This window comes from Burkholderia pyrrocinia, from assembly GCF_001028665.1.
GTDB classification, from domain to species: Bacteria; Pseudomonadota; Gammaproteobacteria; order Burkholderiales; family Burkholderiaceae; genus Burkholderia; species Burkholderia pyrrocinia.
Genome location: NZ_CP011503.1, coordinates 2018150 through 2036831, shown reverse-complemented (window position 1 = coordinate 2036831; position 18682 = coordinate 2018150). Strand labels below are relative to the sequence as shown.

Sequence of the window (18682 nt, the reverse complement as noted above, 5' to 3'; positions counted from 1 at the left end):
TCGGCTGCCCGCGTCAGCCGCGCCGGCGCGCTGCCAGATGCGCGCGGGCGCCATCGACGATCAGCGCGACGCCGCGCTCGAACGCTTCGTCGCCGCCCCGCTCGCGCAGCGCGGCCCAGCCCTTCGCGAGCAGCGGATACTCGGCCGCGTCCGGCAGCGGTGCATCGGCTCCGCCGGCCGGCTCCGCCTGCTCTTCCAGCACCCATCCGACCACGAAGCGACCGAGCGCATACATCACGTCGACCGCTTCATCCGGCGCGAAGCCCGCATCGCCGAGCAGCGCGACCTTGCGTTCGATCGAACTGAAATGCAGCGCACGCGGCCGCGTGCCGGCATGCAGGCGCGCGCCGTCTCTGTAGGCCAGCAGCGCGCGGCGGAAACTGCGCGCATTGTCGACGAGCCACGCATCCCATGCTTCGCCCGGCCGCGGCAGCGACGCGTCGTGCCGCTCGAGCATGATCGCTTCGGCCATCGCGTCGAGCAGCTCGGCCTTGTTCTTGAAATGCCAGTAAAGCGTCGGCGACTGCACGCCGAGCCGCTCGGCGAGCCGCCGCGTCGACAGCCCGTCGATACCGACCTCGTCGAGCAGTTCGAGCGCCGCGCGCAATACCGTGTCGCGCGTTAGCCGCGCCCCTGTGTCCTTCATCTCTATCACCGATAGGGAAACCATGGAATAATCACCACTCTATCACCGATAGAGTCATCCTCTTGAATCCGTCCCTGATTGCCATCCTGGCCACGGTCCTGCTCGACGCGATCGGCGTCGGGATCGTGATGCCGATCCTGCCCGGGCTGCTGCGCTCGCTCGCCGGCGCGGGCAACATCGACACGCACTATGGCGTACTGCTTGCGCTGTACGCGTTCGCGCAATTCCTGTGCGCACCGCTGCTCGGCGCGCTGAGCGACCGTTTCGGCCGCCGGCCCGTGTTGCTCGTGTCGCTCGCCGGCGCCGCGCTCGACTACCTGCTGATGGCGCTCGCTCCGACGCTCGCCTGGCTTTACGTGGGGCGGCTGATCGCGGGCATCACGGGCGCGAACGTCGCGGTCGCGACCGCGTACGTCACCGACGTCACGGCCGAACCCGACCGCGCACGGCGCTTCGGCCAGCTCGGCGCGATGATGGGCATCGGCTTCATCGCGGGCCCGCTGATCGGCGGGCTGCTCGGCGCGCTGCACCTGCGCGCGCCGTTCGTCGCGGCCGCGCTGCTCAATGCGCTGAATCTCGCGCTCGTGTGGCGCGCGCTGCCGGAATCGCGGCCGCGGTCGGCCCGCGAAGGCCGCGCGGTCGTCGCACTCAACCCGTTCGCGAGCCTGCGCCGGCTGAGCGGCGCACCCGCGCTCGTGCCGCTGATCGGCATCTACGTGATCGTCGCGCTGGTGTCGCAGGCGCCCGCGACGTTGTGGATCCTGTACGGCCAGGAGCATTTCGGCTGGTCGACGCCGGTCGCGGGGCTGTCGCTCGCGGGTTACGGCGCGTGCCATGCGCTCGCGCAGGCGTTCGCGATCGGGCCGCTGATCGCACGGCTCGGCGAGCGCCGCGCGCTCGCGCTGGGGCTTGCGGGCGACGCGCTCGGGCTCGCGGCGATCGCGTTCGCGGCGTCCGCATGGGTGCCGTTCGCGCTGCTGCCGCTGTTCGCGGCCGGCGGTATGACGCTGCCGGCGCTGCAGGCGATGCTCGCTCGGCAGGTCGACGATGCGCGCCAGGGCGAACTGCAGGGCACGCTCACGAGCGTAGCCAGCCTGATCGGCGTGGCGGGCCCGCTGGTCGTCACCGCGACCTATGCGGCGACCCGCGCGACCTGGCCGGGGCTCGTATGGGCTGCCGCCGCGCTGCTCTATCTGCTCGTGCCGCCGTTGCTGGCCGGCGCGCGTCCGGCGGGCGCGCCGCGGCCGTCCGCCTGAGCAACGGCGGGCACCGCCGCGCACATCGCCGCGCTCAGTGCGCGAGCGTCACGAGATTCGCATCGCGCACGAGCTGCCAGCGGCCGTCGGCCTTGCGGAAGATCGTCAGCGTATGGCCCGAGCGGCGGATCGTTTCGCCGCCCGGCGGCGTCGCGTCGATCTCGAGGAAATTGCGCATGTACGCCCAGTCGCCGATCACGCGCAGCTCGTCGATCCGGTAGCGGCCGTCGACCTTCGGTGCATGCTCCGCACCCGCGTTCGCTTCACGCGACGCGGCCGCGAACGCCGCCTTGTCGAACGGCGGCTTGCCGGCCACCATGAAGATCGCGTCGTCGGCGATCAGGTCGAGCACGGTCGCCAGATCGCCGCGCCGGCTCGATACGAACCAGTTTTCCACGAGCTCGCGGATCGCGCGTTCGTCTTCGGTCATCGTCGTCCCTCCTTCATCGGCGCCGCGCGCGGCGCCCGAAAAAAAAGCCGCCCGGATCGACTCCGGGCGGCTTTCCCTGCTGCATCTGCTGCGGGCGGTGCGTCAGACCACGACCGTCTGCGCCTCGCCTTCGCGGGTCGCACGCACGGTGCCGATCTTCCACACCTGTTCGCCGGCGGCGGTCAGGTCGGCGATCGCTGCGTCGGCATCGGCCGCCGCGACGATCACGGCCATGCCGATCCCGCAGTTGAACACGCGGTGCATTTCCGCGTCGGCGACGCCGCCGTGCTCCTGCAGCCACTTGAACAGCGGCGGCAGCGGCCAGGCCTTCTGGTCGAGCTCGGCGGTGAGGCCTTCGCGCAGCACGCGCGGAATGTTCTCGACGAGACCGCCGCCCGTGATGTGCGCCATGCCCTTCACCGACAGCTTCTGCATCAGCGCGAGCAGCGGCTTCACGTAGATGCGGGTCGGCGCCATCAGCGCGTCGGCGAGCGAGCGGCCGTGGAAATCGGCCGACAGGTCGGGGTTCGCGCGCTCGATGATCTTGCGCACGAGCGAGAAGCCGTTCGAGTGGATGCCGCTCGATGCGAGGCCCAGCACCACGTCGCCTTCGGCGATCGTGCTGCCGTCGATGATCTTGCTCTTCTCGACCGCGCCGACCGCGAAGCCGGCCAGGTCGTATTCGCCGTCCGGGTACATGCCCGGCATTTCGGCCGTTTCGCCGCCGATCAGCGCGCAGCCCGACAGTTCGCAGCCCTGCGCGATGCCCTTGACGACCGTGGCGGCCGTGTCGACGTCGAGCTTGCCGCACGCGAAGTAGTCGAGGAAGAACAGCGGCTCGGCGCCCTGCACGAGGATGTCGTTCACGCTCATCGCGACCAGATCCTGGCCGACGGTGTCGTGTTTGTTCAGATGAAACGCCAGCTTGAGCTTGGTGCCGACGCCGTCGGTGCCCGACACGAGCACGGGCTCGCGATACTTCTTCGGCACTTCGAACAGCGCGCCGAACCCGCCGATGCCGCCGAGCACGCCGTCGCGCAGGGTTTTCTTCGCAAAAGGCTTGATCTTGTCGATGAGCGCGTCGCCTGCGTCGATGTCGACGCCTGCGTCGCGATAGGACAGACCCTGGGCGTCAGGAGCGGATTTCGGAGGATTCATGGGGGAATGCGAGAAGGTCGGTAAAATGCGATTTTACCCGAAGCCGGCCCGTTGGCCGGAATTCCCAGCACCGAATCGTCAGGGATTGCATCTTGGTCAACACGTCCCCGTTTTCATCGCCCAGCGAGCCGCGCCGAAACCCGCGCGCCGCCGTGCGTGCGGTCGCGCGTGCAACCCACGGAGTGGCAGTCCCCGGCGCGTGCCCGGCGTACGGCACGCGTATTTTCAACCGACCCGCATTGTGACTGTGTCCCGTCAACTGACGCTCGATCTCGGCACGCCGCCGCCCGCCACGTTCGACAACTTCATCATGAGCGAGGAGAACGACGAGCTCATCACGCGGCTGCAGAAGCTCGACCTCGCGCTCGCGGCGGGCCCCGTGCCGGACCGGTCGTTCTACATCTGGGGCGAACCCGGCAGCGGCCGCACCCACCTGCTGCAAGCGCTCGTGAGCGACGCGTCGTACGGCTATGCGCGCTACCTGACGCCGCAGAGCCCGCTCGGCGCGTTCACGTTCGACCCGCGCATCGGCATCTACGCGATCGACGACTGCGACCGGATGACCGACACGCAGCAGGTCGCGCTGTTCAACCTGTTCAACGAGGTGCGCGCGCATCCGTCGAGCGCGTTCGTCGCGGCAGGCCCCGCGGCACCGCTCGCGCTCGACGTGCGCGAGGATCTGCGCACGCGCCTCGGCTGGGGGCTCGTGTTCCACCTGTCGCCGCCATCCGACGCCGGCAAGATCGCCGTGCTCAAGCTCGCGGCGAAGGAGCGCGGAATCGCGCTCACCGACGATATCGCCGCCTACCTGCTGACCCATTTCCGCCGCGACATGCCGAGCCTGATGGCGCTGCTCGACGCGCTCGACCGCTTCTCGCTCGAGCAGAAACGCGCCGTCACGCTGCCGCTCCTGCGCCGGATGCTCGCGCGTCCCGGCGACGACATCACACCACCGGGCACGGGCCCGAACCGCTTCGAGTAAAATGCGCTTCCATGACTAATCTGGCACTCTTTGACCTCGATCACACGCTGATCCCGACCGATAGCGACCACGAATGGGGCCGCTTCATGGTGAAGCTCGGCATCGTCGACGCGGAAAGCTTCTCGCGTCAGAACGATCAGTTCTTCGCCGACTACAAGGCCGGCAAGCTCGACATCCACGCGTACCTCACGGCGATGCTCACGCCGCTCGCGAAGTATTCGCGCGCGCAACTCGCCGAATGGCACGAGCAGTACATGCACGAGGTGATCCGGCCCGCGATGACGCCCGCCGCGCTCGAACTCGTGCGCCAGCATCTCGATGCGGGCGACCTGTGCTGCGTCGTGACGGCGACCAACGAATTCATCACGCGCCCGATCGCGACCGCGTTCGGCGTCGATACGCTGATCGCGTGCGAGGTCGAAACGACCGACGGGCATCCCGATTCGCCGTACACGGGCCGGCCGACCGGCACGCCGAGCTATCGCGAAGGCAAGATCGTGCGTACCGAAGCATGGCTCGCGTCGCTCGGCAAGCACTGGGACGACTTCGCGCACAGCTACTTCTACAGCGACTCGCACAACGACATCCCGCTGCTCGAGAAAGTCACCGACCCGATCGCGACCAACCCTGACGACACGCTGCGTGCGCATGCAAGCACCCGCGGCTGGCGTATCCTCGATCTATTCTGAACGTCGTGATCAAAAAATTTATTCGCAAGCTGCTCGGCCAGGACGAAGCCCAGCAAACGCCCCCCGAAGCGGCTCCGGCCGACGAAGCGGCCCCTGCTGCCCCGCGCGCCGCGAAAAGCGCACGCGGCGGCGGCGCGAAGAAGCCGCGCAGCAACCATGAGCCGACCGTCGTGCCGGCCAGCGTGCACCAGATCGATCCGTCGCTGATCTCGAGGAATGCCGTGCGCGTGACCGACACGCTGCAGCAGGCAGGCTTTCGCGCGTTCATCGTCGGCGGCGCGGTTCGCGACCTGCTGCTCGGCATCGCGCCGAAGGACTTCGACGTCGCGACCGACGCGACGCCGACCGAAGTTCAGCGCCTGTTCCGCCGTGCGCGCCTGATCGGCCGCCGCTTCCAGATCGTCCACGTGCAGTTCGGCCAGGAACTGATCGAGGTGTCGACGTTCCGCGCGCTGGTCGACGCGCCGCCCGAGGCTGCCGCATCGGCCGAGCCGCCGAAGCGCCTGAAGCGCGACGAACTCGATCGCCGCACGCACGCGGTCGACGCGAGCGGCCGCGTGCTGCGCGACAACGTGTGGGGCGAGCAGCACGAAGATGCGGCGCGCCGCGACTTCACGATCAACGCGATGTACTACGACCCGTCGACGCAGACGGTGCTCGACTACCACGACGGGATGGCCGACATGCGCGCCCGCCTGCTGCGGATGATCGGCGACCCGGCCACGCGCTTCCGCGAGGATCCGGTGCGGATGCTGCGCGTCGTGCGCTTCGCGGCGAAGCTCGGCTTCGAGATCGAGCCGCACACGCGCGAGCCGATCAACGCGCTGGCCGACCTGATCAACAACGTGCCGGCCGCGCGCCTGTTCGACGAAATGCTGAAGCTGCTGCTGTCGGGCCACGCGCTCGCGTGCCTGAAGCAGTTGCGCAAGGAAGGCCTGCACCACGGGCTGCTGCCGCTCCTCGACGTCGTGCTCGAACAGCCGCAGGGCGAGAAGTTCATCACGCTCGCGCTGAACAACACCGACGCGCGCGTGCGCGCCGGCAAGACGGTATCGCCGGGCTTCCTGTTCGCGACGCTGCTGTGGCACGACATGCGCCAGCGCTTCGAGCAATACACGGCCGAAGGCGAGATTCCGGTGCCGGCGCTCCATCGCGCGATGGACGACGTGATCGACATGCAGACCGAGAAACTCGCGATCCACAAGCGTTATTCGGCCGACATGCGCGAGATCTGGGGCCTGCAGTTGCGCCTCGAGAAACGCTCGGGCCGCAGCGCGATGCGGCTGCTGGAACACCAAAGGTTTAGAGCGGGGTATGATTTCCTCCTGTTACGCTGCGAATCCGGCGAGCTCGATGCTGAAGTCGGACAGTGGTGGACGGATTTCATCGAAGGCGACGCGGCTGCCCGCGAGGCATTGCTCACGCAGGGCGGCTCGAAGGAAAAATCGCCCCGCAAGCGGCGCCGCCGCGGCGGTGCGCGAAACCGCAAGCCGGGTGAAGGTGCCGCCGAGCAGGCACCGGACACCGCGGACGGTTCCGACGACTGACGCGCGCGCCGGCGAACGACGTAGGAAGTGATGCCATGACGGTTGCATATATCGGACTGGGGGCGAATCTCGGCGATGCGCGCCAGACCCTGAAGGACGCGGTGGTGTGCCTTGCACAGCAGCGCACCATCTCGATCCTCGGCAAGTCGAGCCTGTATCGCACGGCGCCGTTCGAAGCGGGCGGCGACGATTACTACAACTGCGCCGTCAAGCTCGACACGACGCTGTCGGCTCGCGAGCTGCTCGCGCTCTGCCAGAAGATCGAACATCACTTCGGGCGCGAGCGCCCGTACCGCAACGCGCCGCGCACGCTCGACCTCGACATCCTGCTGTTCGGCGCCGACTCGATCGACGAACCCGACCTGATCGTCCCGCACCCGCGCCTCACCGACCGAGCGTTCGCGCTCGTGCCGCTCGTCGAGATCGATCCGGCGCTCGACATCCCTGCGCGCGGCCGCGCCGATGCGTTCCTCGCCGCCGTCGCGGACCAGCGCGTCGAGAAGGTGCAGACCTGCCAGTGCCTGATGCAGAAGGCGCTCGCCGCGGGCGACGACACCGACAAGAACCGCTGCCGATGAACCCTACTCCGCTGACCGTCACCGCGCCCGACCTGCGCGCCCCGCACCGCTATCTCGTTATCGAAGGCCCGATCGGCGTCGGCAAGACGACGCTCGCGCGCCTGCTCGGCGAGCGCTGGTCGATGCAGGCGCTGCTCGAACGCCCGCAGGACAACCCGTTTCTCGAACGCTTCTATCGCGACACCGCGCGCTACGCGCTGCCCGTACAGCTGTCGTTCGCGCTGCAGCGCGCGCAGCAGGCGCGCGAGCTGGTCGGCGCGCTCGAAACCGGCCGTCCCGTCATCGCCGATTTCATGCCGCAGAAGAACGACATCTTCGCGCGGCTGAACCTGCCGGAAGACGAATGGCAGCTTTATCGCTCGATCGCGACGCACGTGGACGTGCCGCAGGCGCCGTCACCCGACCTCGTCGTGTATCTACAGGCGAGCCCCGAAGTGCTGTTCTCGCGCATCCAGAAGCGCGGGCTGCCGATGGAACTGCAGATCAGCGACGCGTACCTGCGCTCGCTCGTCGATGCGTACAACGAATTCTTCTACCACTACGACCGCACGCCGGTGCTGACGGTCGCCGCGGAACACCTGAACCCGCTGGATTCCCCCGAAGATCTTGCGCTGCTGATCGAGCGCATCGAGACGATGCGCGGCCGCAAGGAATTCTTCGTCAAGGGCGAGACGACGCGCTGATGCGTCCCGCCTGCCGTTCTTCCCCCATCGAACCGGATTTCCCATGACCTATCTCCAGGAATCGAGCCGGCCTGCCGTGACGGTGCCCAAGCTGCAGGCAATGCGCGACGCCGGCGAGAAGATCGCGATGCTCACGTGCTACGACGCGAGCTTTGCCGCGCTGCTCGATCGCGCGGGCGTCGACGTGCTGCTGATCGGCGATTCGCTCGGCAACGTGCTGCAGGGCCACACGACCACGCTGCCCGTGTCGCTCGACGACATCGCGTATCACACCGCCTGTGTCGCACGCGCGCAGCCGCGCGCGCTGATCATGGCCGACCTGCCGTTCGGCACGTACGGCACGCCTTCCGAGGCATTCGCGAGCGCCGTCGCGCTGATGCGCGCGGGCGCGCAGATGATCAAGCTCGAAGGCGGCGAATGGCTCGCCGACACGATCCGTTTCCTCGTCGAGCGCGCGGTGCCCGTGTGTGCGCACGTGGGCCTCACGCCGCAATCGGTGCACGCGTTCGGCGGCTTCAAGGTGCAGGGCAAGACCGAGGCCGGCGCGGCGCAACTGCTGCGCGATGCACGCGCGGTCGAAGCGGCCGGCGCGCAGGTCGTCCTGCTCGAGGCCGTGCCGACCCTCGTCGGGGCCGAGGTCACGCACATGCTGCGCGTTCCGACGATCGGCATCGGCGCGGGCACGGACTGCTCGGGGCAGGTGCTCGTGCTGCACGACATGCTCGGGATCTTCCCCGGCAAGCGGCCGCGCTTCGTGAAGGATTTCATGCAGGGCCAGCCGAACATCCAGGCGGCCGTCGAAGCGTACGTGCGCGCGGTGAAGGACGGTTCGTTCCCCGGTCCGGAACATTCGTTCTGACGCAAGGCCGGCGGCGAGTTCGCCGGCACCCGGATGTGAAAAAGCGCGGCGCCCCCGCAAAGGGCGCCGCGCTTTTTGTTGGTACGCTGCATGAGTGAAGGTTCGCGGCATCGGCACACGCGCTGCGCGCGATCCATCACGTCATCGCTTCATCGCTTCAATACCGCATCGAGCGCGCCGCGCAACGCATTGGTCAGCAGCAGCGCCTGCGCGCGTGCAAGATCGTCGCAGGTCACGACGCGCTCCGTCGCACCGAACGCGCGGTCATCGAGCAGCACGCCGCGCATCACGCCCGGCAGCACGCCTGACGCCAGCGGCGGCGTCACCCACTGGCCGTCGAGCTTCACGAACAGGTTCGAGCGCCCGCCTTCCGTCACCTCGCCGCGCTCGTTGACGAACAGCATGTCGAAACCGCCGAGCGCCTCCGCCGCCTGCCACGCACGATCGTATTCGGCGCGGCGCGTCGTCTTGTGCAGCAGCAGCGCATCGCTCGCGCGGGTCGGCGCGAAACCGTGCGCGGACGCCAGCAGCACACCGACCGGGCCCGCCGGCAGCGGCTTGAGCGGTGCCGCGACGATCTCGACCGTGCCGTCCTTCGCGAGCGAGAGCTTCATCCGGTAAGCGCCGTCGCCATCGAGCGCCGCGCAGCGCGCGTCGATCTCGCGGCGCAACGCATCGGCGTCGAAGCGAAAACCGAGCGCATCCGCGCTGCGCTGCAGCCGTGCGAGATGGCGCTCGAGATGCCGGATGCCGTCCGCACGCGTGGCGGCGGTCGTTTCGAATAACTGGAAGCCGGGATCGGCATCCGTCAGGAATCGTGCTTTCAATTCGCACTCCGCATATTCGTCGGCCGCAACGCTGTCGAGCACGATGCCCGCGCCGACGCCCATCGTGCCGCGGCGCCGGCCGGCGGTTGCCGTTGCCGGATCGCGTGCTTCGGTATCGGCGCCGGCCGCGCCTTCGCCGGCCGCATCGAGCGTCAGCGTGCGGATCGCGACCGACAGGCAGAAATCGCCGCAACCGGCCGCGCGATTGCCGGGCGCATCGGAACCGGCGCCTTCGTTCGGCGCGTCGAGCCAGCCGATCGCGCCCGTATAGAGCCCGCGCGGCGTCGACTCGATCGCGTCGATCAACTGCATCGTCATGTGCTTCGGCGCACCCGTGATCGATCCACACGGAAACAACGCGCGCAGCATCTGCGCGAACGTCGTGCCGTCGCGCCAGCCGGCCTCGACCGTCGACGTCATCTGCCACACCGACGCATACGGCTCGACGGAAAACAGCGCGGGCACGCGAACCGTACCGGTGCGCGCGATCCGCGACACGTCGTTGCGCAGCAGGTCGACGATCATCACGTTTTCCGCGCGGTTCTTCGGATCGCTCGCGAGGAATGCGGCGGCGGCCGCATCTTCGCGGGGATCGGCCGATCGCGGCGCGGTGCCCTTCATCGGCCGTGCGCGCAGCACGTCGCCGTGCTTCTCGACGAACAGTTCCGGCGAGCACGACACGACCCACGCGCCGCCGGGCAGCGCGATCAGCGCGCCATAACGCACGGGCTGGCGCGCGCGCAGCCGCCGGTACAGCGCGAGTGGCGTGCCGAATACGTCGAAATTCAGCCGGTATGTGTAGTTGATCTGGTACGAATCGCCCGCGCGCAGCGCGTCGTGCACCGCGGCGATCGCCGCGTCGAACGCGTCGCGCGACACGCTCTTCGCGACATGCGCGACGCCCGCGATCGACGGCGAGCCGCCGCCGTCCTGCTGCGCGAGCCACGCGTCGACTTCATCGCGCGACAAGTGCTCGCAGCGCGCATACAGCAAAAAGCGCAGCGGGGCATTGCCCGGCTGCGCCCGTTGCAGGTTGCGTCCGAATTCGTAAGCGCCGACGACCACCGCGTGCAGCCCGTCGCGCAGGTCCTGCGCAACCGCCGCGTCGACTTCGTCGAGCCGCGCCGGGTCCGTGCACACGCGTTCGTGCACGAAACCCGAATACAAGCGACTCGACCGCGTGGACGCGGTCGAGTCGCAATCGTCCAAGAGCGCGAACGACGCGCTCTCGCTGCCTTCAGTCATGCCATTACTCGAAGAAGCTCTTCACCCGGTCGAACCAGCTCTTGCTCTGCGGGCTGTGACGCGCGCCGCCCTCGGCCAGCGACTTCTCGAACTGCTTGAGCAGTTCGCGCTGTTGGTCGGTCAGCTTCACGGGCGTCTCGACCTGCACATGGACGTACAGATCGCCCGCGATGCTCGAACGCAGCCCCTTGATGCCCTTGCCGCGCAGGCGGAACGTCTTGCCCGACTGCGTGCCTTCCGGCACCGGGAACGACGCACGGCCGGCCAGCGTCGGCACCTCGATCTCGCCGCCGAGCGCGGCGGTCGTGAACGGGATCGGCATCTGGCAGTGGAGATCGTCGCCGTCGCGCTCGAACACCGCGTGCGGCTTGATGTGGATCTCGACGTACAGGTCGCCCGGCGGCCCGCCGTTGATGCCCGGCTCACCGTTGCCGGCCGAGCGGATCCGCATCCCGTCGTCGATCCCGGCCGGGATCTTCACTTCGAGCGTCTTGGTTTCCTTCACCTTGCCCGACCCGTGGCAGTGCACGCACGGCTCAGGGATATAGGTGCCCGTGCCGTGACACTTCGGGCAGGTCTGCTGGATGCTGAAGAAGCCCTGCGACATGCGCACCGTGCCCTGGCCGTGACAGGTCGGGCAGGTTTCCGGCTTCGTGCCGGGCTTCGCGCCCGACCCGTGGCAGACCTCGCACGACACCCAGCTCGGCACGCGGATCTGCGTGTCGTAGCCGTGTGCGGCCTGCTCGAGCGTGATTTCCATGCTGTAGCGCAGGTCGGCGCCGCGGTACACCTGCGGGCCGCCGCGGCCGCCGCGCGCAGCACCGCCCGCGGCCTGGCCGAAGATGTCGCCGAAGATATCGCCGAACGCGTCCGCGAAGCCGCCGAAGCCCTGTGCGCCCGCACCGCCCATGTTCGGATCGACGCCCGCGTGGCCGTACTGGTCGTACGCGGCCCGCTTCTGGCTGTCCGACAGCATTTCATAGGCTTCCTTCACCTCCTTGAAATGCTCTTCCGCATCCTTGTTGTCCGGATTGCGGTCAGGGTGATACTTCATCGCAAGCTTGCGATATGCCTTCTTGATTTCGTCGTCGCCCGCATTCTTCGCGACGCCCAGAACCTCGTAGTAATCCCGTTTCGCCATATCGATTCACTGTGCCGCCACGCATCGCGCACGCGGCGGCTCCTTTCGCCTGCAGTAAAGTCTCTCGACTCGTCTGGCGCTGCGCCGTCCGCGGACGGCTCGCGCAGCACCCGCCAAAAAACAAATGTGCCCGGAGGGCCGCGAAGCCCGCCAGGCGTGGAGTCGATCCGGCCATCCGGAAGGAAAGACAGACCGCTTTTCAGTCACTTGTCAGCCGCGCCGCGCGCGTTTCCGCACGCGGCATGCGGTGCCATTGCAACCCGGCTCAGTCCTTCTTCACTTCCTTGAACTCGGCGTCGACGACGTCGTCGGCAGCCTGCTGCGCGCCACCCGCCTGGGCCGCGCCTTCCGCTGCACCCGCCGCGCCGGCGGCACCCGCCTGCTGGGCCTGCATGTCGGCGTACATCTTCTCGCCGAGCTTCTGCGAAACCTTGCCGAGTTCCTCGACCTTCGCGTCGATCGCAGCCTTGTCGGCCGACGTGTCCTTCAGCGCCTCCTCGAGCGACTTCAGCGACGCTTCGATGGCTTCCTTCTCGCCCGCGTCCAGCTTGTCGCCGTACTCGGCGAGCGCCTTCTTCGTGCTGTGGACCAGCGCGTCGCCCTGGTTGCGCGAATCGGCCAGCTCGCGCAGCTTGTGGTCTTCCGCTGCGTTCGCTTCCGCGTCCTTGATCATCTGGTCGATTTCAGCCTCGGACAGACCCGAGTTGGCCTTGATCGTGATCCTGTTTTCCTTGCCGGTCGCCTTGTCCTTCGCGCCGACGTGCAGAATGCCGTTCGCGTCGATGTCGAAGCTCACTTCGATCTGCGGCACGCCGCGCGGTGCCGGCGGGATGCCTTCGAGGTTGAACTCGCCGAGCAGCTTGTTGCCTGCCGCCATTTCGCGTTCGCCCTGGAACACCTTGATCGTCACGGCGCCCTGGTTGTCGTCCGCCGTCGAATACACTTGCGCGTGCTTCGTCGGGATCGTCGTGTTCTTGTTGATCATCTTCGTCATCACGCCGCCGAGCGTCTCGATGCCGAGCGACAGCGGGGTCACGTCGAGCAGCAGCACGTCCGTGCGGTCGCCCGACAGGACCTGGCCCTGGATCGCCGCGCCAACCGCGACGGCTTCGTCCGGGTTCACGTCACGGCGCGGATCCTTGCCGAAGAACTCCTTCACCTTCTCCAGCACCTTCGGCATGCGGGTCTGGCCGCCGACCAGGATCACGTCGTCGATGTCCGACACCTTGACGCCTGCGTCCTTGATCGCGATGCGGCACGGTTCGATCGTGCGCTCGACGAGGTCTTCCACCAGCGCTTCCAGCTTCGCGCGGGTGATCTTCAGGTTCAAGTGCTTCGGGCCCGACGCGTCCGCCGTGATGTACGGCAGGTTGATTTCGGTCTGCTGGCTCGACGACAGCTCGATCTTCGCCTTTTCGGCGGCTTCCTTCAGGCGCTGCAGCGCGAGCACGTCCTTCGACAGGTCGACGCCCTGCTCCTTCTTGAACTCGCCGATGATGTAATCGATGATGCGCTGGTCGAAGTCTTCGCCGCCGAGGAACGTGTCGCCGTTGGTCGACAGCACTTCGAACTGCATTTCGCCGTCGACGTCCGCGATCTCGATGATCGACACGTCGAACGTGCCGCCGCCGAGGTCATACACGGCGATCTTGCGGTCGCCCTTCTCGGCCTTGTCGAGACCGAACGCGAGCGCGGCTGCCGTCGGCTCGTTGATGATCCGCTTGACTTCGAGGCCCGCGATGCGGCCGGCGTCCTTGGTCGCCTGGCGCTGGCTGTCGTTGAAGTACGCCGGCACCGTGATCACGGCTTCCGTGACCGGCTCGCCGAGGTAGTCTTCGGCCGTCTTCTTCATCTTGCGCAGCACTTCCGCCGAAACCTGCGGCGGCGCGAGCTTTTCGCCATGTGCCTCGACCCATGCATCGCCGTTGTCGGCCTTGATGATGGTGTACGGCATCAGGCCGATGTCCTTCTGGACTTCCTTCTCTTCGAAGCGGCGGCCGATCAGGCGCTTCACCGCGAACAGCGTGTTCTTCGGGTTGGTCACCGATTGACGCTTGGCCGGCGCGCCGACGAGCACTTCGTTGTCGTCCATGTAGGCGATGATCGACGGCGTGGTGCGCGTGCCTTCCGAGTTCTCGATGACCTTGACCTGGTTGCCTTCCATGATGGCAACGCACGAGTTCGTGGTGCCGAGGTCAATACCGATGATCTTTCCCATTTTTCCTAATCTCCAGAAATGCCTGTTTGCTGCGCGAAACCCCGCCTTTTTTGGCGGTTTCGCGCGCCAGAATTCAACTCTGTTCCCGAAATGCGTCCGTCCGGTCCGTTTTCAAGACCCGACAGGCGATGCGGATATTAAATTTTTTCAATCGCCGCCGGCTACCGGATCGCCGGCCGCCGGATCGCCGGCCGCCGGTTCATGGCTCGCCGCCGCCGCGATCTTCGTGCGGGCCGCCGAAACGGCCGCCTGGAACTGCGCGAGACCATGCCAGCCCGTCGCGCGGCCGAGGCGCTTGCCGCGGTGGAAGAAGAACCACGTCGGCACGCCGTGCAGCCCGAAGCGATGCCCGAGCTGATGGTGTTCGTACACGTTGCAATGGAACCACTTCAGGTCCAGCGCGCGGATCGCGTCGGGCTGGGCGAGCATCGCCTTCTTCGCGATCTCGCAGTTGAAGCAGTCGACGCCCCAGAAGAACACCACCGCGAGCGCGTCGCCCGCGCCTTCGATCCCCGCATCGAACGTGTCGGCGGCGAGCGCCTGCATGTCGAACGCGTCGAACGCGGCCGGATCGACGCCGGCGGAAACCATCGCGGCTGCCTTACTTCGGCTGCGCGACGGTGACGAGCGCCGGACGCAGCACGCGGTCGGCGATCGTATAGCCCTTTTGTAGCACCGTGACGACGGTGTTCGGCTCCTGCTCGGCCGGCACCATCGAAATCGCCTGGTGCTGGTGCGGATCGAACTTCTCGCCGACCGGGTTGATCGCGACGACGCGGCCCTTTTCGAGCGCGCTCGTCAGCTGGCGCAGCGTCAGTTCGACGCCTTCGCGGACCTTCGCGATGTCGCCGGACGTATCGCTGACCGCCGCTTCCAGGCTGTCGAGCACCGGCAGCAGGTGTTCCGCGAAGCTCTCGATCGCAAACTTGTGCGCCTTCGAGACGTCATCCTGCGCGCGGCGGCGCACGTTCTCGGTCTCGGCCTTCGCCCGCAGGAAGCTCTCCTGCAGCTCGGCGACCTTGGCTTGAGCCTCCGCGAGCGCCGCGTCGGCGGCTTCGGCGGCGGGCGCAGCGCCTTGCGCCGCCTGCTTCTCGCTGCCGATGTCTTCGGCCGATTGGGTAGCCGGGTTCTCTTGCGTGTTTTCCATGTCGCTGAAAGTCGATTAGAGGTTGAAGCCAAATCGGCAACCGCCGGACCGAATACCCGGCGGTACCGCACATTGTTGGTGCAAATAAGGGCGAAAACTGCGATTTCAAGAGGGTTATTCGCCGGCATTCGCCAATGCCGCGAAACAACCGCGCGTCTCGCCGGTGCATGCCCCACAGCGTTCGCCAGACGGGGCGAAACGGCCTGTAACAACGCTTACCCGGTAAGTACTAGCTCGGCACAGCGCGGCTGCACTACACTCCACTCAAGCGTCGGAAAAGCGTGTTTACCCTAGCTGACCGTCGCCTTACATCCACCTGGCGCCATTTTCACCCGTCTTCTCGAGGGGAGTACCGTGAAACTGACCTTTGCGATATCGGTGGTCGCGCTGGTACTCATTGCCGGCACCACCACCATCTGCCTGTCGGGAGCCGTCACCGACCGCACGACCGAATACGGAAGCGCGCGGGCGACATTCGACCAGATGTTCAGCTCCCACCAGAAAATCTGTCGATGATGCGCCGGTCGCGCTTCGTCGGCCGGCCGTGCAGTTCGGCCGCCGGCTCGCGATACGTGCGGCGCCGCTCCAGTTCGGCGAGCCGCGCGGCCCGCCCCGCTTCCGTTTCCGCGTAAAGCGTCTGCGCGACGCTCGCAGGCCCGCGCACGTCGCACACGCCCAGCACGGCAATGTGCCAGACGATGCCGTCGATCGCAATCTCGACCTCGTCGCCGACGCGCACCTCCTTCGCCGGCTTGATCGCCGCGCCGCCGATCTTCACGTGCCCCTTGTCGACCGCATCCGTCGCGAGCGAGCGCGTCTTGAAGAACCGGGCCGCCCACAGCCATTTGTCGATGCGCAGCTTCGCACCCGGTTCCGTGGAAATCTTGTAGTTCATGTCAGCCTCCGCCGGGCCGCGCCACACGCATAGGGAGAAGCCATCGGGAGATGGGGGGACTGCGTCCCCCCAAGCGAATGAAGTGAGCGCGGGAGTCGTTCCATGTCAGCTCACCGTTTCGGGCTGCGCGGCCCTGACGGGCCAGCCCTGCAGGTTCTCGGCAACGATCTCCCCGATCGCGCCGAGCCATGCGGGCGCGCCGTTCAGGCATGGAATGCGGTGGAATGCCTTGCCGCCGCCGGCGAGGAATTCGTCGCGCACTTCCATGCCGATCTCCTCGATCGTCTCCAGGCAATCGGCCGTGAAACCGGGACAGAACACGTCGGCCCGCCGCACGCCGGCCTCGCCGAACTCGCGCAGCGTCGGCGCGGTGTACGGCTGCAGCCATTCGGCCTTGCCGAAACGCGACTGGAAGGTGACACGGCATTCTGTCGTCGACAGCCCGAGCACGGCCATCAGCAGCGCGCCCGTTTGCTGGCACTGGTCGTGGTAGGGATCGCCGAGGTCGAGCGTGCGCTTCGGCACGCCGTGAAAACTCAGCACGAGCTTGTCGCCGGCCGCGAAGTCGGGCCGGCCGTGCTGCGCCCAGTACTGGCGCACCTGCTCGGCAAGCGCATGGATATAGGCCGGATGGTCGGCGTAGTGCCGCACCGTGCGCACCTCCGGCTGGTTGCGCATGCGCGCGAGCGCGGCGAATGCGGCATCGAACGCGGTGGCCGTGGTCGACGCCGAGTATTGCGGATACATCGGCATCAGCAGCACGCGCTCGACACCCGAGCGCTTGAACTGCGCGAGCGCGTGCGCAATGTTCGGGCTGCCGTAGCGCATCGCGTAGTCGACGAGCACGTGATAGCCGTTCGACACGAGCAGGTGCCGCACGCCGTCGGTCTGGCGCTCGGTGTGCACGCGCAGCGGCGAGCCCTCGGGCATCCAGACGGCCGCGTATTTCTTCGCGGACGCGCGGCCGCGCAGCGGCAGGATCAGCGTGCGCAGCAGCACCTGCCAGATGGCTTGCGGGATCTCGACGACCCGCGGATCCGACAGGAATTCGGCCAGATAGCGCCGCACCGCGCGCGGCGTGGGGGCGTCGGGCGTGCCGAGATTGATCAGCAGCACGCCGATGCGATGGGCAGCCGCGGTGCTCGAAGGCGGCTCAAGATCGAAACGCATGGACAAGTACGTGCTCGGGGCACGGGACCGGACGGCTCTCAATTATAGCGGGCCGCCCCCGCGCCGTTCGGCCGACTGTCGGCGCGGGCGGCGCCGCGGCACGATGACGGGGCGGGATCGGGCTGGCGATCGCAGGTTATTGCTGGCTCAGCGTGAGCGACAGCAGGCGCGCGGTGATGTCGACGATCGGTATCACGCGGTTGTACGCCATGCGGGTCGGGCCGATCACGCCGAGCGTGCCGACGATCTGCCCGTTCACCTCGTAAGGCGCGGTGACGACGCTCATTTCCTCGATCGGCACGAGCGTCGATTCGCCGCCGATGAAGATCTGCACGCCCTGGGCGTGGCTCGACACGTCGAGCAGTTGCAGGAGGCCCGTCTTTTGGTCGAACACGTCGAACAGCTTGCGCAGCCGCGCCATGTCGGACGAAAGATCCGCCACTTCGAGCAGGTTGCGCTCGCCGGAAATCAGCACGGTGTCCTCGGTGTCGGGCACCTCGGTGCTGGCCGTCACCGCCAGATGCATCAGCGCGGTCATGTCGCCGCGCAACTGGTCGATCTCGTCGCGCAGGCGGCGGCGCACCTCGTCGAACGACAGGCCGGCGAAATGCGCGTTGATGTAATTGGATGCCTCGGTCAGTTGCGACGGCGAGTAGTCGCGCGGCGTCGCGAGCATCCGGTTCTGCACGTCGCCCTCGGGCGTGACGATGATCAGCAGGATGCGCTTGTCCGACAGGCGCATGAACTCGATCTGCTTGAACACGTGGCTGCGCCGCGGCGTCAGCACGACGCCCGCGAACTGCGACAGGTTCGACAGCACGCTCGCGGCGGCCGCCACCACCCGCTGCTGCGGCTCGCCGGCCTGCAGCGTGTTCTGCACCTGCCGTGCGACGGCCTCGGCGTCGATCGGCACCTCGACCGTCAGCATCGTGTCGACGAACAGCCGGTAGCCGCGCGGCGTCGGCACGCGGCCGGCCGACGTGTGCGGGCTCGACACGAGGCCGAGCTCCTCCAGGTCGGACATCACGTTGCGGATCGTCGCCGGGCTCAGCTCGAGCCCGGAATAACGGGACAACGTGCGCGATCCGACTGGCTGACCGTCGGCGATATACCGTTCGATCAGGGTTTTCAGGAGGGTTCGTGCGCGAGGATCTAGCATGGTGGAAAATTTTAGCGCAACCGCGCGACCGCGGCGAGTGGCGTCGGCCACG

General features: G+C 67.4%; 19 protein-coding genes. 8 read left to right on the top strand and 11 right to left on the bottom strand.

The genetic code is table 11. From position 1 onward, the window contains the following. Positions 1-13: 13 nt before the first annotated feature. Positions 14-646, bottom strand: coding sequence for a tetracycline resistance transcriptional repressor TetR (gene tetR / locus ABD05_RS09380; protein WP_047899879.1), 633 nt, complete (start codon positions 644-646; stop codon positions 14-16). Between the two features lie 62 nt (positions 647-708). Here tetR and tet(64) point away from each other — a divergent pair, with 62 nt between their 5' ends. Next, positions 709-1902, top strand: a complete 1194-nt coding sequence (gene tet(64), locus ABD05_RS09375; RefSeq protein ID WP_063847278.1) for a tetracycline efflux MFS transporter Tet(64) — start codon at positions 709-711, stop codon at positions 1900-1902. Between the two features lie 34 nt (positions 1903-1936). Here tet(64) and ABD05_RS09370 read toward each other — a convergent pair whose 3' ends face one another. Further along, positions 1937-2332 carry a YybH family protein gene (locus ABD05_RS09370; RefSeq protein ID WP_047899878.1) on the bottom strand — a complete coding sequence of 132 codons (396 nt, stop codon included), beginning with the start codon at positions 2330-2332 and terminating at the stop codon, positions 1937-1939. Between the two features lie 102 nt (positions 2333-2434). Then, positions 2435-3490, bottom strand: coding sequence for a phosphoribosylformylglycinamidine cyclo-ligase (purM, locus tag ABD05_RS09365; RefSeq protein WP_047899877.1), 1056 nt, complete (start codon positions 3488-3490; stop codon positions 2435-2437). Positions 3491-3731: 241 nt separating this feature from the next. On the opposite strand from purM, the gene hda reads away from it, so the two are divergent. Genes hda through panB form a run of 6 tightly spaced genes read left to right on the top strand, consistent with a single transcriptional unit; the run spans position 3732 to position 8828 of the window. Continuing rightward, positions 3732-4472: a DnaA regulatory inactivator Hda gene (gene hda, locus ABD05_RS09360; protein WP_279613270.1), complete on the top strand. Its 741-nt coding sequence runs from the start codon at positions 3732-3734 to the stop codon at positions 4470-4472. A gap of 11 nt (positions 4473-4483) precedes the next feature. Continuing rightward, entirely contained in the window at positions 4484-5161 is a 678-nt protein-coding gene (locus ABD05_RS09355; RefSeq protein ID WP_047899875.1) for a histidinol-phosphatase, read from the top strand. A 5-nt stretch (positions 5162-5166) separates the two neighbouring features. Beyond that, positions 5167-6708, top strand: coding sequence for a polynucleotide adenylyltransferase PcnB (gene pcnB, locus ABD05_RS09350; RefSeq protein ID WP_047899874.1), 1542 nt, complete (start codon positions 5167-5169; stop codon positions 6706-6708). 35 nt (positions 6709-6743) lie between these two features. Beyond that, complete coding sequence (gene folK / locus ABD05_RS09345) at positions 6744-7286, top strand: 2-amino-4-hydroxy-6-hydroxymethyldihydropteridine diphosphokinase (RefSeq protein ID WP_047899873.1); 543 nt, start codon at positions 6744-6746, stop codon at positions 7284-7286. Continuing rightward, positions 7283-7969, top strand: a complete 687-nt coding sequence (locus tag ABD05_RS09340; RefSeq protein ID WP_047899872.1) for a deoxynucleoside kinase — start codon at positions 7283-7285, stop codon at positions 7967-7969. The genes folK and ABD05_RS09340 overlap by 4 nt, the downstream gene beginning before the upstream one ends. 43 nt (positions 7970-8012) lie before the next feature. Next, positions 8013-8828: a 3-methyl-2-oxobutanoate hydroxymethyltransferase gene (gene panB / locus ABD05_RS09335; RefSeq protein ID WP_047899871.1), complete on the top strand. Its 816-nt coding sequence runs from the start codon at positions 8013-8015 to the stop codon at positions 8826-8828. A gap of 149 nt (positions 8829-8977) precedes the next feature. Here the strand turns inward: panB and ABD05_RS09330 are convergent, their stop codons facing one another. The 5 genes from ABD05_RS09330 to grpE form a co-directional block, all read right to left on the bottom strand. Next, a complete protein-coding gene (locus ABD05_RS09330) occupies positions 8978-10900 on the bottom strand; it encodes a chorismate-binding protein (protein ID WP_047899870.1) in 1923 nt (640 codons plus the stop codon). 4 nt (positions 10901-10904) lie between these two features. Then, positions 10905-12041, bottom strand: coding sequence for a molecular chaperone DnaJ (gene dnaJ, locus ABD05_RS09325; RefSeq protein ID WP_047899869.1), 1137 nt, complete (start codon positions 12039-12041; stop codon positions 10905-10907). Between the two features lie 265 nt (positions 12042-12306). Then, the gene (dnaK, locus tag ABD05_RS09320; protein ID WP_047899868.1) at positions 12307-14259 is read right to left on the bottom strand and encodes a molecular chaperone DnaK; all 1953 of its coding nucleotides are present in this window, start codon (positions 14257-14259) and stop codon (positions 12307-12309) included. A 147-nt stretch (positions 14260-14406) separates the two neighbouring features. Beyond that, entirely contained in the window at positions 14407-14850 is a 444-nt protein-coding gene (locus ABD05_RS09315; RefSeq protein ID WP_047899867.1) for a thioredoxin family protein, read from the bottom strand. A gap of 10 nt (positions 14851-14860) precedes the next feature. Then, positions 14861-15406 carry a nucleotide exchange factor GrpE gene (gene grpE / locus ABD05_RS09310; RefSeq protein WP_047899866.1) on the bottom strand — a complete coding sequence of 182 codons (546 nt, stop codon included), beginning with the start codon at positions 15404-15406 and terminating at the stop codon, positions 14861-14863. Positions 15407-15760: 354 nt separating this feature from the next. On the opposite strand from grpE, the gene ABD05_RS38575 reads away from it, so the two are divergent. Further along, the gene (locus ABD05_RS38575; RefSeq protein WP_006476841.1) at positions 15761-15922 is read left to right on the top strand and encodes a hypothetical protein; all 162 of its coding nucleotides are present in this window, start codon (positions 15761-15763) and stop codon (positions 15920-15922) included. Here the strand turns inward: ABD05_RS38575 and ABD05_RS09305 are convergent. From ABD05_RS09305 to hrcA, 3 genes are all read right to left on the bottom strand, one after another. Further along, a complete protein-coding gene (locus tag ABD05_RS09305) occupies positions 15894-16301 on the bottom strand; it encodes an RNA-binding S4 domain-containing protein (protein ID WP_047899865.1) in 408 nt (135 codons plus the stop codon). The genes ABD05_RS38575 and ABD05_RS09305 overlap by 29 nt on opposite strands. Positions 16302-16406: 105 nt before the next feature. Then, positions 16407-17471 (bottom strand): ferrochelatase, encoded by a 1065-nt coding sequence (gene hemH, locus ABD05_RS09300; RefSeq protein WP_047901140.1) that lies wholly within the window; start codon positions 17469-17471, stop codon positions 16407-16409. Positions 17472-17607: 136 nt separating this feature from the next. Further along, positions 17608-18630: a heat-inducible transcriptional repressor HrcA gene (gene hrcA, locus ABD05_RS09295; RefSeq protein WP_047899864.1), complete on the bottom strand. Its 1023-nt coding sequence runs from the start codon at positions 18628-18630 to the stop codon at positions 17608-17610. Positions 18631-18682: the final 52 nt, after the last annotated feature.

Coding starts and splice junctions, on each gene's coding strand:
- tetR (WP_047899879.1), bottom strand. CDS start 646: ATGAAGGACACAGGGGCGCGGCTAACGCGCGACACGGTATTGCGCGCG.
- ABD05_RS09370 (WP_047899878.1), bottom strand. CDS start 2,332: ATGACCGAAGACGAACGCGCGATCCGCGAGCTCGTGGAAAACTGGTTC.
- purM (WP_047899877.1), bottom strand. CDS start 3,490: ATGAATCCTCCGAAATCCGCTCCTGACGCCCAGGGTCTGTCCTATCGC.
- ABD05_RS09355 (WP_047899875.1), top strand. CDS start 4,484: ATGACTAATCTGGCACTCTTTGACCTCGATCACACGCTGATCCCGACC.
- folK (WP_047899873.1), top strand. CDS start 6,744: ATGACGGTTGCATATATCGGACTGGGGGCGAATCTCGGCGATGCGCGC.
- ABD05_RS09340 (WP_047899872.1), top strand. CDS start 7,283: ATGAACCCTACTCCGCTGACCGTCACCGCGCCCGACCTGCGCGCCCCG.
- panB (WP_047899871.1), top strand. CDS start 8,013: ATGACCTATCTCCAGGAATCGAGCCGGCCTGCCGTGACGGTGCCCAAG.
- ABD05_RS09330 (WP_047899870.1), bottom strand. CDS start 10,900: ATGACTGAAGGCAGCGAGAGCGCGTCGTTCGCGCTCTTGGACGATTGC.
- dnaJ (WP_047899869.1), bottom strand. CDS start 12,041: ATGGCGAAACGGGATTACTACGAGGTTCTGGGCGTCGCGAAGAATGCG.
- dnaK (WP_047899868.1), bottom strand. CDS start 14,259: ATGGGAAAGATCATCGGTATTGACCTCGGCACCACGAACTCGTGCGTT.
- ABD05_RS09315 (WP_047899867.1), bottom strand. CDS start 14,850: ATGGTTTCCGCCGGCGTCGATCCGGCCGCGTTCGACGCGTTCGACATG.
- grpE (WP_047899866.1), bottom strand. CDS start 15,406: ATGGAAAACACGCAAGAGAACCCGGCTACCCAATCGGCCGAAGACATC.
- ABD05_RS09305 (WP_047899865.1), bottom strand. CDS start 16,301: ATGAACTACAAGATTTCCACGGAACCGGGTGCGAAGCTGCGCATCGAC.
- hemH (WP_047901140.1), bottom strand. CDS start 17,471: ATGCGTTTCGATCTTGAGCCGCCTTCGAGCACCGCGGCTGCCCATCGC.
- hrcA (WP_047899864.1), bottom strand. CDS start 18,630: ATGCTAGATCCTCGCGCACGAACCCTCCTGAAAACCCTGATCGAACGG.